Genomic DNA, 13,324 nt, shown 5'->3' on the forward strand with positions numbered 1-13,324 from the left:
ACATCAACCGCGAGCGGCTGAAGAAAGTGCATGCGCACCATCATCCGCGCGGCTAGACTGGCCGCGTTTCATCGCAAATCGCGCAAGGAATCCTCAAGCCAGGAGCGCAGGCTGGCGTCCCGCGTTTGCCGGTAGGCTTTTTCAAAGGCGTCTTTCGCGGCGGCACGATCGCCGCCGGACAGCAGCAGGTTCCCCAGCTCCACATACAACAGCGCCGTATCGGCATCCGGAATCCGGGACAGGTTTTCACGCAGAAATCGAATGGCGCTTGCCGACGATTCCAAGGCGGCGATTTTCCGATCGACGGTCAGGATCGTTTCAACCGTCGCTGCGGTATCGAACGGCGCGGTAAGTGAAAGTGCGAGACTTTCTTTCGCCGCGGTCAGGCGGCCTTGCCCGGCTTGCAGCCGCGCCAATTCCTGCGCGGAGTTGGCAAAAACCTCGTCTTTGATCGTCGCGTGCAGATTTTCCGTCAGTAATTTTTCGGCGGCCGCATATTCTTTCAATTCCCGTAAAATCTGAGCTTCCACCAGATTGACGCCCGGGATTTGTTCGGAGACCAGCGTTTCGCGTAGCGCGCTGACGGCTGACAATGCCGCCGGCCAGTCTTTTTTTTGTTGCGCGGCAAAAACCGTCAGCGACCGCAGCGTGTACCTTTCCAGGCGATCGGCCGAATGACGCGCCTCCAGATCCGCCCGATAATGTTCAAACAACTCCAGGGCTACCTTCCCCGTCCCGGCCAGAATCGCCAATTGTTCCAATGCCTGCACTTGCTGGCCGAACGACCGGCCGTTGGAAAAAAAGTCCGTCCAGACCGGCCGCGCATCCTCCATCCGGCCGTCCAGGGAAAGACTAAGAGCCAGCCGGTAACGGACTTCGTCATCGGCACGGAAATGGTGGTAAACCAATTGCAAGTCGGCCGCTGCATCCCGATACCGTCCCTCCCGGTATGCCGACAGACCCTTGTCGCGGAGCCCGACAAACCAGTCCGTGCCGATCGATTCCCGGTAAAAATCCGCCTCGCTCTTGCTCCGATAAGTGTTGGCGATGTCTCGATGATAAAAAGCCGTCATTCGGACGTTGTCGGCGATCGTGATCGTTTCTTTTTCGGGAAAAAGCGTGGCGGTCGCGGCGATGAATCGCCTGAAGTCAATCCATTCCGGATTCTTCGCGGTCCGGCCGGCGAGCGGCACCTCCGGCCAAGCGTCGCCGAAAGTATAAAAAACAGAGGATTGCGGCAAGGCTTCGGCAAAGAAGCGATTGTCGGGATTGAGCGTTTCGGTAAAAATCAATTGGCGATCGATCGCCAGGCGCGGTGCTGCAAGGAAGAGCAAATTGCCGAAGCGAAGATTGGTAATCGGACCATTTCCCAATGTGATCGCCAATCGTCTTTCCGGATGCGCATCGGCTTGCCTGACGAAGAATTCACTCACCTCTTTTTCGATCAATGACGGCGGTTGGGGTTTGTGCATTTCCACGAGGGCGAACCAACGATCACTGATCGGGTGGCCAATCATCGCCACCACCAAGCCGATATTCGCAAGCGCCAGGCAAAAATAAATGCCGGTCAGTCCGTAAGACAACCGGCGGACCCATTTCCTTTCCCAGAGATCCTTGGCGCAGTGCAACATCCAGATCGGCAAACCCATGAATGCCGCCAAAGGGTACCAGGGGCGTTTGGTAAAGAGCATGGTGAAAAAGAGAATCGGCACAAAAAAATAAAGCGCCAAAGCCAAATCGATTGGATTGAGTCTTTTTTCTTGAGCGCGAACAACCAATAAAGCCAACAAACCCGCCAGCAGCGGCGCGCCACGATAACTGACCAGCAACTGTCGGAGATAGTATCCGCTCCCAAACGAGATCTGTTGGGAATCACCCAGAAAATCAGCGCTGAATTCCGGCAGTAGCAGCCCCTGACGGAAGATCAGCCAAGCGCCGGCAACGATAATAAAGGCGGAAGTGAAGATCGTGCGGTTTGACCTTGCCTTTTCGCCACCCCACAACATGAGAAAAACGGCTGGCGGCGCAATGGGCAGCAAAACCACCGCCTTGCTCAGCGACAAGCTTCCCACGAGAAAGAACCCGAGCAAAATAACCAGCCGGTTATGGATTTCCTCGCTTAATAGCACAAGCGCCAAGAGGATTGTCGCGGCGGCCAGAACAGCCGTTTCCAGGTTGTAGGAAAAACCCATTTCCCAGGCCACCGGATTGGCCAGAAAAACCGTCAACGGCAAAATGGCGACGGCCGATCGGCGCGCCAGCGAAAGCCCCAGACAAGCAAGCGCGAACGCGGTCAGGAAAAAGAACCAGGTAATCGGAAGCACGTAAGACCAGTATGACTTTGGCGCCAATTGGGAAAGCGAGCCGCCGATCAAATAAAGCAGGGGTGGATAACGGGCCGACTGTCGGGAGATCAAATCATCCAGGGAGTTCCAGTTGTTCCGCAGTACATTGGCGAAACGGATGGTTGTCTCCAAATGCGTTTGCGAATCATGCCCGTAGATAACTCGATTTGTCTCGTGCCAGCCGACAAGTGCGCTGAGCGACGCAAAAAGAAGCAGGACAAGAATGATTCTTGTCCCAAAGGCGGTGAAGGATTTCAAACCATGGCCCTGGTTTATCGGCACGCGGTGGCCCTTTCACCCATTGAATGGCGATTTTTTCATATTATTTAGGTACAGGGTCCGACATTCGTCAACCGAACAAATGGAATCGCTTGGTTTTTGTCTTTATTCCGTCAAGGAAGTCCGCAACCAGGCGCGCAACTTTTCGTCTTTCGTTCTCTTATCGGCTTCTTGAAAGGCTTCTTTCGCGGCGGCACGATCGCCGCCGGACAGCCGCAGGTTCCCCAGCTCCACATACAACAGCGCCGTATCGGCATCCGGAACCCGGGACAGGTTTTCACGCAGAAATCGTATGGCGTTTTCCGCCGATTCCACCACGGCGATTTTCCGATCGACGATTAGAATCGTATTAACAGCCGCATTCGCATCGAACGGCGCGGTAAAGGAAAGCGCGAGGCTTTCTTTCGCCGCGGCCAGGCGGCCTTGTCCGGCTTGCAGCCGTGCCAATTCCTGTGCGGAGTTGGCAAAAACCTCGTCTTTGATCGTCGCGTGCAGATTTTCCGTCAGTAATTTTTCGGCGGCAGCATATTCTTTCAATTCCCGTAAAATCTGAGCTTCCACCAGATTGACGCCCGGGATTTGTTCGGAGATCAGCGTTTCGCGTAGCGCGCTGACGGCTGACAATGCCGCCGGCCAGTCTTTTTTTTGTTGCGCGGCAAAAACCGTCAGCGACCGCAGCGTGTACCTTTCCAGGCGATCGGCCGAATGACGCGCCTCCAGGTCCGCCCGATAACGGTCGAACAATTCCGGGGCCACCTTCCCTGTCCCGGCCAGAATCGCCAACTGTTCCAACGCCTGCACCTGCTGGCCGAACGAACGGCCGTGTCGAAAAAATTCATCCCAGACGGGCGCCGCATCCGCCTCCCGGTCGGCAGACGCCAGACTGAGAGCCAGCCGGTAGCGGACCTCGTCATCATCACCGTCGCGCCCATGGCGGTAGACGATTCGCAAATATGCCGCCGCTTCCGCGTATCGACCGGCATTAAAAGCCGCCATTCCTTTTTCCCGCAGCCGCGCGTACCAATCCTCGCCGATCGGCTCGCGGTAAAAGTCCGCTTCACTTTCCTTTCGGAAGGTGCGCGCCATTTCCCGATGATAATAAGCAGTCACCCGCAGGCCGTCGGCGAGAGCGATCGTTTCTTTTTCGGGGAAAAGGCCGCTCGTGTCCTCGATGAGCCGCACGAATTCCGCCCACTCCGGATCGGCGGCGGCATCGCCGGCGAGGGGCACTACCGGCCAGGCATCACCGAAAGTGTAGAAAACCGAGGATTGCGGCAGCGCCGCCGCGAAAACCCGATTGCCGGGATGAAGCGTTTCGGTGAACACCACCTGGTGGTTGATCGCCAGTCGCGGCGCCGCGAGGTAAAGCAGATCGCCGAAGCGATGCCGGCCGATCGGTGCGTTTTGCAGATCGATGGTCAGGCGCCGTTCAGGATGTGACGTCGCCTGGGCAATGAAGAATCCGACCAGCTCTTTTTCCGCCGGGGTCGGCGGTTTGGGTTTCCACAATTCCATGACCTTGAAGCGATGTCCGGCGATGGGCCGAAAACTCATGGTCGTCACGAGCCCGATGTTCAACAGCGCCAGGCCGGAATAAAGCCCGACCAATCCCAGGGAAAGCCGGCGGGCCCAGCGTCGATCCCACAAATCCATCGCGTTGTGCAGCAGCCAGACGGGTAATCCCAGAAACGCCGCCAGCGGAAACCAGGGCCATTGGGTCGGAACGGCCATGAAAAAGACAAACGGCACCAGAAAGAACAACGCCAGTGCGTAATCCGTTTCATTCAATCGTTTTTCGCGCGCGCGAACGAACAGCAACGCCAGCAATCCGGCGAACAACGGCAGGCCGCGATACTCGACTAGTAGGATTCGCGGGTAGTAAAGTAAGGCGGGTCTCGGCTCGCCGGACAGCCACGCGTAATCGAAAGCCACTCCCTTCAATTCCGCGAAAATCGTGTCGTACCGAAACAGCAACCAAAGGCCGGCGAATAGAAAAAGCGCGGCGCACGAGAGTCGGCGGACTCGTCTGGCCTCGGCGCTTCCCGCCACGGCGAGATAAATCGCCGCCGGCGCGAGCGGCAGCAAGACGACCGCCTTGGTCAACGAGAGCACGCCCACCAGAAAAAAGCCGAGGACCATGATCAGACGGTTTTTGATTTCCGCGCCAACCAGCAGAACCGCCAGGATCACCGACGCGGCCGCCAGAACGCCCGCTTCCAGGTTGTAGGAAAATCCGACTCCCCAGGAGATCGGGTTGGCGAGAAAAACCGTCAACGGCAAAAGCGCCGCGAACGATCGGCGCCCCAAGGAGATTCCGATCACGGACAGGGCCAGCAGGGTCAGAAGGTAAAACCAGACGATCGGCAACAGATAGGATCCGTAAAAGGTCGGCGCCAACAATGACGCGGAGGCGCCGAGTAGATACGTCAGCGGCAGGTAGCGGACCGATTGTCCGACGATCAGATCGGCAAAAGCACGCCAGTCGGTTTGCAATGCGGCGGCAAAGCGGATGGTGGTCATCAGGTGGGTTTGCGAATCGTGGCCGGTGGTGAGGCGGTTCGCGGCATGCCAGCAAACCAGGGCGCCGAGGGAGGCGAGCACGAAAAAGGCCACGATCCATGCCACACCAAGCCCGGAAAAGCCATCGTGACGGCGGCGTTCGATCGTCGGCACTCTCGGCGGTCCTTTCGCGGCAATTTCCTGAGACCTCCTATATGTATGTGCGTCGCCCCGCGCGCGTCAATCGAAATACCGCGCCGAGGCGTGATATTTCGCCCTCTTCCCCTGGCCGAGAAGAAAAGGTAAAGACATATTTCATGGATCTCATCGTATGCCGGATGAACGCCGATTGGGACGCCCTGGGCAGCATGATCGCCGCCCGCCGGTTGTATCCCAATGCCGTTCTGGCGCTCCCCGCCAACGCGCAGACCGCCTTCGGGGTCGAGGCCGCCGCGCTGTTTTTACGTTCGCTGCCCTTGCGAGACATCACGCAAATCGATCCGCAAGCCGTGAAACGGTTGGTGTTGATCGGCACGCGCCGCCTCGTGGAGATCGGTCCGTGGATCGAGGCGCTGACCGACCGGAAGCTGGAAATCCACCTGTACGACAACCATCCCGCCGCGCCCGACAGCCTGACCGGCACCCTCGAACTGGTCCGTGAAACCGGCGCGTGCGTGACCATCCTGACCCAGTTGGTGGCCGAACAGGGCCGTAAATTGATGGCCGACGAAGCGACCTGGGCGCTGGTCGGCCTGTTCGACAAAACCGCCGGATTCACCCTGCCCGGCACCACCGCCGAGGATTTGCGCGCCGCCGCCTTGCTGCTGGATTGGGGCGCCGATCTGCCGCTGGCGATCGAAACCGGCCGAGGCCGTCTGCGCCCCGATCAATTGGCCGTATTGCGCGATCTGCACGCGGCCGCGACCCGGCGACAACTCGATTGGCTGGGGATCGTCACCGCGGCGGTAAATGCACCGGAAAACACGCCCGATTTGGCGGAATGCGCCGCCCGATTGCACGAATCGCACAACGGCCAGGTGACGATCGCCGTCATTCGCCAAGGGACGCAAACACAGGTGTTTTGCTTCTCCAAGCTGCCGCGTTTGAATCTGGTTGCTCTGGCCGAGGAATTAGGCGGCGTTGGCGAATCCGACCGGTTCCAGGCGACCGTCGCGCACGCCGCTGGTAATGAACTGCTCGAAAAACTGCCGGAACGAATCGCCGGCCTTGCCCGCTTGCCGGTCCTGGCCCGGGATTTGGCCGATCCGACCGTGCCGACCCTTACCGTGACCGACACCGTCGCCGACGCCGTGAAGCGGATCGCCGAAACCGGCCTCGATGCACTGCCGGTGACGGACCGGGAAAAGCCCGCCGGCATCGTGCAGGTCGCGGAACTTCTGCGCGCTTCGCGTTTCGGATTGCAGCGAATGCCCTTGCTACGCCTGCTGGTCCGGCCGCCGCTCTTGTGCGCTCCGGAAACCGGCCTGGCCGAACTCGTCGCAACCGTCGAGCATGATCCGCAGCCCTATCTTTTCGTGGAACACCCGAACCGGCGCCATGGGATCGTCCGGCGCGAGGACGTTTTGCTCGCCCGCGCCAAACAATCGACCGCCGACCTTCCCTCGTTGTCGCGGACGCAGCGGGATTTTAACCTGCGCGACGCGTTGCCCGCCGATCTGGACGCTGTTTTGCGGCAAGTCGGAGCCCTGGCCTGGGAAATGGGATATCGATCCGCCCTGGTGGGCGGCCTGGTCCGCGATCTGATTTTGAAACGATCGAATTTCGACGTGGACCTCGTCGTGGAGGGTGACGCCCTGGGTGTGGCGCGCTCGCTGGCGACCCGTTTGGCGGCAAAGCTAGTCGAGCACGAGGATTTTCAGACCGCGACATTGGATTTCGGGCCTTACCGCATCGATGTCGCTATGGCGCGACGCGAATGGTACGACCGCCCCGGCGAATTGCCGCGCGTGCAGCCGGGAACGTTGCGCGACGATGCCCGGCGCCGCGATTTCACCGTCAACACGTTGCTGTTGGATTTGCGGCCGGATCAGTACGGACAGTTGATCGACTTTGAAAACGGCTATGCGGATTTGCGCCTCGGCCTCTTGCGGATTCTGCACGGCCTGTCGTTCATCGAAGATCCGACCCGCGTACTGCGCGCCGTCCGCTTCGCCGGCCGGTTCGGCTTTTCGCTGGAAGACAGCACGCGCATCGCCTTTACGGCCGCCATCGAGGAAGGCTGCCTCGATCGGCTCGAAGGCGGCCGCTGGTGGAAGGAACTGGCCCTCATCCTGAACGAAGACAAGCCCGTCGTGCCGCTGGAGATGATCCTGCGCGAACGGATCGGCGCGCGCCTGCATCCGGAATTGCGCCCCGAGCCCGATTGTCCGCGCCGGCTTGCCCTGACCGAGGAAATCATGGCCTGGTATCGCGACTGTTCGCCCGCCACGCCACCGGCGACCGAAAAACTGCGCCTCGCCGTGCTGACCATCGGGTTGACGGACGCCGCGCTGACGGAAGCCGCCGCACGGATGGGGATGCCCTCGGGTTGGGGCGAGGAACTCGCCTCCTGGCGCGAAGCGGCATCCGACCTGACGGATTGGCTACTCACCCACCCGCGCGCCGCGAGCAGCGAAATCGCCGGCCGGCTGCGCCCCGTGCCGCCCGAGGCCGCTTTGCTGGCGGCCGTCACCGCGGACGACAAAGCCGTCGACGAGACCATTCGCCGGTTTTTTGCGGAATTGCAGGCCGTCAAACCGCTGCTCGGCGGCGAGGACTTGCGGCGCCTGGGCCTGACACCCGGGCCGCAATTCGGCGAGTTGCTCGACCGTATACGCGACGCCCGGCTCGACGGCTTGATCGCCACCCGCCACGACGAGTTGAATTTCGTCAACCAATTCCTGGCTCGCCGCCGGGAATCGGCGGAATTCGGCGATCGATAGCGTTTTCACGCCGCGTTTTTCCCTTGCCGTCGATTGACTTATTCGATTTTTTGTTCACACTCATTGACCAACGAATGAGGAGCGAAAAGCGGACCGGAACCGGACCGGAACGCCAAATCCGCCCTTAACGCGGAGCCGTAAGCCATGCTGGAAATCGTCGACCTGCACAAAACCTATCTGCAAGGGAAAATCCCCGTCAACGCCGTCGACGGCGTTTCCTTCCGCGTTGAGGCGGGAGAATTTCTGGCCATCACCGGCCCCTCGGGTTCCGGTAAATCGACGCTGCTGAATCTGATCAGCGGCCTGGACGACCCCTCGTCGGGCGATGTGCTCCTGCAAAACGAATCGCTCATCCGTCTTTCCGACGCCGAACGAACCCGCATGCGGCGCAGCCGGATCGGTTTCATTTTTCAGTTTTTCAACCTGCTGCCGACGATGAGCGCCGCCGACAACGTCGCGCTGCCGCTGCTGCTGGCCGGCCAGAAGCGCCGCGCCGCCTATGCCCGGGCCGAGTCCATCCTGGAGCAAGTCGGAATGGGCCACCGGGTCAAACACCGGCCGGACGAACTCTCCGGCGGCGAACAGCAGCGCGTCGCCATCGCCCGCGCGCTGGTCTTCGACCCGGTGCTGATTCTCGCCGACGAACCGACCGGCAACCTCGACTCCAAATCCGGTACGCAAGTCATGGAAATGATCACCTCGCTTTCCAAAAAATTTGGCAAGGCGGTGGTGCTGGTGACGCACGATCCGCGCTGCTGGCAATACTGCGATCGGATCGTGCACCTCGTGGACGGCCACATCCAATCGATCGAGGACCGGCGGACGGCCGGCGCGGCGGCGGAACCCGCCTCATGAAATCCCTCTTACGCACCGTTTCGCTCCGCCGCTTCGGCGAACACCCGATTCGGACCCTGCTGACGATCGTCGGCATCGCCTTGGGCGTAGCGTCGTTCGTCTCGGTGCAAATGATCCTGCACACTATTTCCGATTCCTTTTCCTCGATGATCGACGCGATTTCGGGCAAGGCGCAATTGCAGATCAGCCAGGAAAACACCGGCGTCGAGGAGGCGGTCTTCGAGCAACTGCGCACCAAGGACGACCAGGGCCGCTACCCGGTGCCGGAAATCGAAAATATCCTGCCGACGATCCAGACGATCACGCGCTACCAGGGCGCCCAGGTGCTCATCCTGGCCACCGACACGCTCAACGAAAAGGCCTTCGCCGACTTCAAGCTGACCGGCGCCGGCGGCGCGGAAATCACCGACCCGCTCGAATTTCTCAATTCGACCGATTCGTTGCTGCTCAGCCGCGATTTCGCCAAACGCTTCAACATCGAACTGGATACGCGCATCGATCTGCTGACCAGCCAGGGCGTCAAGTCTTTCGTCGTCAAGGGTTACCTGGAGTCGACCAACAACACCGCCGTCTACGGCGGCAACTTCGCGATGATGGACGTTTACGCGGCGCAGATCCTCTACGGCCGCCAGGGCCGGTTCGACACCGTCGACATCTACCTGAAGCCCGGCGCGGACGTGAACGCGGTCGCCGCCCGCGTCGCCGCCCACCTCGGCGGCAAGTACGAGGTTCACCGGCCGAAGCAGCGCAACGAGGGCGTCGATTCGGTCTTGCAGAACGTCCGCATGGGCCTGAATCTGATGTCGCTGGTGGTGCTGGTGATGGGCATTTTCATCGTCTACAACACGATGACCACCCAGGTTTACCAGCGGCTCCGCGAAATCGGCGTGCTGCGCATGATCGGCGTGACGCGCCGGGGTATTCTGACACTGTTTCTGCTGGAAGCGATCGGCCTGGGGCTCGTCGGGTCGGTCGGCGGCATCTTCGGCGGGTACTGGCTGGGGCGCCTCACCATCATGCGCTACCTCGGCGGCGTCACCAGCCTGTTCGTGCCGGTCAACGCCGATCACGCCACGTTCAACCTGGCCATGGTGCTGCACAGCGGCTTGATCGGATTGATCGTGTGCCTGGCGGGCGGCATGTGGCCGGCGATCCGCGCCACGCGCATCACGCCGCTGGAAGTCGTCCGTTTCAAGCCGTCGTTCGCCCTGGGCAAGGGAACGTCGCTGTGGCGCTGGTGCATCCTGGCCGCGGCCAGTTTCTCGTTCATCGCCTTCGGCCTGCTGTATCCGGGCATGAACACCGCCAGCGGCATCAAGACCGTCATGGTCATGTGGATCATCGCCGGCATCACCGTGACGCCGATTTTCATGTACATCTTCTTCCATTTGCTCGTCCGCCTGACCGAACGGATGAAAAATCCGCTCCTGCGTATGGCCGGGGAAAACGTCCTGCGCGACCTGGGCCGCACGGCGATGACCGTGGCCGCGTTCATGGTCGCCCTGGCGGTCATGTTCGAGATCTACCTGTTCATGAATTCGATGAAAACCGAATTGAAAACCTGGATGGACGACATCCTGACCTCCGACCTGCTGATCACGTCCTCGTCCAGTTTCGCCAATCAGGACAGCATGCCCTTGAGCGACGACCTGACGGCGCAGCTCGCCGCGATTCCGGGCGTACAGGACGTCATCCAGTTGCGTGTGCTGCGGCTCGATTTCGAGGGCAGCCGCATCATGGTGCTGTCGGTCAATTACACCGATCGCGAGGAGCGGGCGCGTTTTCGTTCCCGGGAGACGCAGGATTTGCAGGTCGTCCGCGACTTCATCACCGATCGGGGAGTGCTCGTTTCCGCCAACCTCGTGGCGCTTCATCCGAGTTTGAAAAACGCTAAAACCATCCGCTTCCAGACGCCCAGCGGCCCGGTGGATTTGCCGATTCTGCGGGAAATCGTCGATTACACGAACGAAAAAGGCACGGTGCTGATGAATCGCGGCCTGTTCATCAAAACTTTCCGGGACAACCTGGTGGACACCTTCCACGTTTACGCCAAGCCGGGAGCCGACCTCAACGCCATTCGCCGAGATATCGACCGCCTGCTCGGCGACCAGTTCAATCTGTTCGTGTTGACCAACCGGGAATTCAAGGGCTCCATTCTCGACGCGATCGACCAGGTGTTCGCCCTTTCGGTTTCGCTGGAAATCCTGACCCTGCTCATCGCCCTGATCGGCATCGTGAACAACCTGATGGCCAACGTCATGGACCACACGCGGGAAATCGGCGTTATCCGTTCACTGGGCGCCACCCGTGGTCAGGTCGCGCTCATCTACATCATGCAATCCGGCCTGCTCGGGATTTCCGGGACGACCATCGGCGGCCTGGTCGGCTACAGTCTGGCCAAAACCCACCTGACCCGCCTGAGCGTGCTGATGTCCGGCTGGTCGATGGGCCTGCACTACCGGATCGGACTGATCGTGCTGATTGTCGCCGCCACGACCCTGCTGGCCGTGCTGGCCGGCGTCTTCCCGGCCCGCCGCGCCGCGAACCTGCCCCTTCGCGAGGCTTTAAAATACGAATAAACCACGAAAATTATTAGGAATTATCGACTGCCGAGCGACGGCGCGCGCGCCTGTCGGGAGCGGATGTCCCGGCGGCTCTTCGATTGACAATGCCGTCTCGGGGCTGTTAGAACTTGTCCTTCAAAAACGATGGATTGAGCATGATCGAGACGACCAAAATTCTTTTCCTGATTCTCCTCGCGCCGGGGGCGATCCTGGCGATCTCCCTGCACGAGGCGATGCACGGATTCGTAGCCAATCGTCTCGGCGACCCGACCGCGAAAATGCTCGGCCGTTTGTCGCTCAATCCGTTCAAACACATCGACCCGATCGGCACGATTCTGGTGCCCGCCCTGCTCTACCTGTTCGGCGGGATGATGTTCGGCTGGGCCAAACCCGTGCCCGTCAGCATCCGCAATTTGAACAATCCCAAACGCGACATGGCCCTGGTCGCCGTGGCCGGGCCCGGCGCCAACCTGTCCCTGGCGGTCATCGCCTCGCTTTTCCTCTATTTGATCGCGGCATTGATCTCGGCGGTGCATTTCAACGAAACCGTATCCCAGACGGTCTTTTTCCCGCTGATCATGATTTTATTCTTCATGATCAAATTCAATTTATTCCTCATGATGTTCAACCTGATCCCGATTCCGCCCCTCGACGGCGGCCGGATTCTCGTCGGGCTGCTGCCTTACCGGCAGGCCGCCGCCGTGGCCGCCATCGAGCCGTTCGGCTTCTTTATCGTGATCGGTTTGCTGATGATCGATCGGGCGATTCCCCTGTTCTCCTACCTCATGCTGCCCGTTCGTTTTCTGGAAACCCTGATGGTGCCGGATTTGCTTCGGCCCTTATTGGGAGGATGAGCCATGGCTCGCGTTTTATCCGGCATGCGCCCCACCGGGAAACTCCACCTCGGACACCTGCACGGCGCGCTGAAAAATTGGATCAAACTCTCGCAAGATAATGAATGTTTTTATTTTTCGGCGGATTGGCATGCCCTGACCAGCGATTACGCCGACCCCAGCCGGGTCGAGGGAAATACCAGCGACATGATCATCGACTGGATCGCCGCCGGCCTGGATCCCGCGAAATGCACCATTTTCGTGCAAAGCCGGGTGAAGCAGCACGCCGAATTGTTCCTGCTGTTGAGCATGATCACGCCCTTGCCCTGGGCCCTCAAATGCCCGTCGTTCAAGGAGCAACAGGAGCAGATCACCGACAAGGATCTGAACACCTACGGCTTCCTCGGTTACCCGGTGCTGCAGGCGGCGGACATCATCATCTACCGGGCGCACGGCGTGCCGGTGGGCGTCGATCAAAGCGCCCACGTGGAACTGACGCGCGACATCGCCAAGCGCTTCAACAATTTCTACGGTGATATTTTCCCGCTGCCCAAGGAAATCTTCACCGAGGTGCCCAAGGTTCCCGGTACCGACGGCCGGAAAATGTCGAAAAGCTACGGCAACGCCATTCTGCTCACCGACCCGCCCGATATCGTGACCCAAAAGGTCAAGACGATGGTCACCGATCCGGCGCGGCAACGCCGCAAGGATCCGGGCAACCCGGACATCTGCCAGGTGTTCGATCTGCACAAAGTTTATTCGACCGCCGAAACCCGGGCTTGGGTGCGCGAGGGTTGCACCACGGCCGGCATCGGCTGCCTGGAATGTAAAAAGCCCATCTTCGAGGCGATCAACGCGGAACTGGCCCCGATTCAGGCGCGGCGGCGCGAGTTGGAGGCCGATCCCGCGCTGGTCGAGCGGATTTTGACCGAAGGCAATTGCCGGGCGTGCGAAGAGGCCGAGGCGACGATGCAATTGGTGCGCCGGGCCGTGCGGATCGGCTGAAC

Annotated in this window: 7 protein-coding genes; 5 read left to right on the forward strand and 2 right to left on the reverse strand. The window is 60.3% G+C overall.

Annotated elements, in window-relative coordinates; translation table 11 throughout:
* Positions 1–68 precede the first annotated feature (68 nt).
* Entirely contained in the window at positions 69–2,477 is a 2,409-nt protein-coding gene (locus GX444_03870) for a hypothetical protein (GenBank protein NLH47725.1), read from the reverse strand.
* Between the two features lie 252 nt (positions 2,478–2,729).
* Positions 2,730–5,297: a hypothetical protein gene (locus GX444_03875; protein NLH47726.1), complete on the reverse strand. Its 2,568-nt coding sequence runs from the start codon at positions 5,295–5,297 to the stop codon at positions 2,730–2,732.
* A 143-nt stretch (positions 5,298–5,440) separates the two neighbouring features.
* Between GX444_03875 and GX444_03880 the strand changes: the two genes are divergently transcribed.
* The 5 genes from GX444_03880 (at position 5,441) to trpS (ending at position 13,322) form a co-directional block, all read left to right on the forward strand.
* Positions 5,441–8,065, forward strand: a complete 2,625-nt coding sequence (locus tag GX444_03880) for a CBS domain-containing protein (GenBank protein ID NLH47727.1) — start codon at positions 5,441–5,443, stop codon at positions 8,063–8,065.
* 144 nt (positions 8,066–8,209) lie between these two features.
* The gene (locus GX444_03885; GenBank protein NLH47728.1) at positions 8,210–8,920 is read left to right on the forward strand and encodes an ABC transporter ATP-binding protein; all 711 of its coding nucleotides are present in this window, start codon (positions 8,210–8,212) and stop codon (positions 8,918–8,920) included.
* Entirely contained in the window at positions 8,917–11,499 is a 2,583-nt protein-coding gene (locus GX444_03890) for an FtsX-like permease family protein (protein NLH47729.1), read from the forward strand. Before GX444_03885 ends, GX444_03890 begins: the two co-directional genes overlap by 4 nt.
* A 140-nt stretch (positions 11,500–11,639) precedes the next feature.
* Positions 11,640–12,338, forward strand: a complete 699-nt coding sequence (locus GX444_03895) for a site-2 protease family protein (protein NLH47730.1) — start codon at positions 11,640–11,642, stop codon at positions 12,336–12,338.
* Between the two features lie 3 nt (positions 12,339–12,341).
* Positions 12,342–13,322 carry a tryptophan--tRNA ligase gene (gene trpS / locus GX444_03900; protein ID NLH47731.1) on the forward strand — a complete coding sequence of 327 codons (981 nt, stop codon included), beginning with the start codon at positions 12,342–12,344 and terminating at the stop codon, positions 13,320–13,322.
* Positions 13,323–13,324 lie beyond the last annotated feature (2 nt).

The sequence above is a fragment of the Myxococcales bacterium genome, assembly GCA_012517325.1.
Taxonomy (GTDB): Bacteria; Lernaellota; Lernaellaia; order Lernaellales; family Lernaellaceae; genus JAAYVF01.

Excerpts from the sequence above, each read along its gene's own strand:
- GX444_03880 (NLH47727.1), top strand. The coding sequence starts at position 5,441 with ATGGATCTCATCGTATGCCGGATGAACGCCGATTGGGACGCCCTGGGC.
- GX444_03885 (NLH47728.1), top strand. The coding sequence starts at position 8,210 with ATGCTGGAAATCGTCGACCTGCACAAAACCTATCTGCAAGGGAAAATC.
- GX444_03890 (NLH47729.1), top strand. The coding sequence starts at position 8,917 with ATGAAATCCCTCTTACGCACCGTTTCGCTCCGCCGCTTCGGCGAACAC.
- GX444_03895 (NLH47730.1), top strand. The coding sequence starts at position 11,640 with ATGATCGAGACGACCAAAATTCTTTTCCTGATTCTCCTCGCGCCGGGG.
- trpS (NLH47731.1), top strand. The coding sequence starts at position 12,342 with ATGGCTCGCGTTTTATCCGGCATGCGCCCCACCGGGAAACTCCACCTC.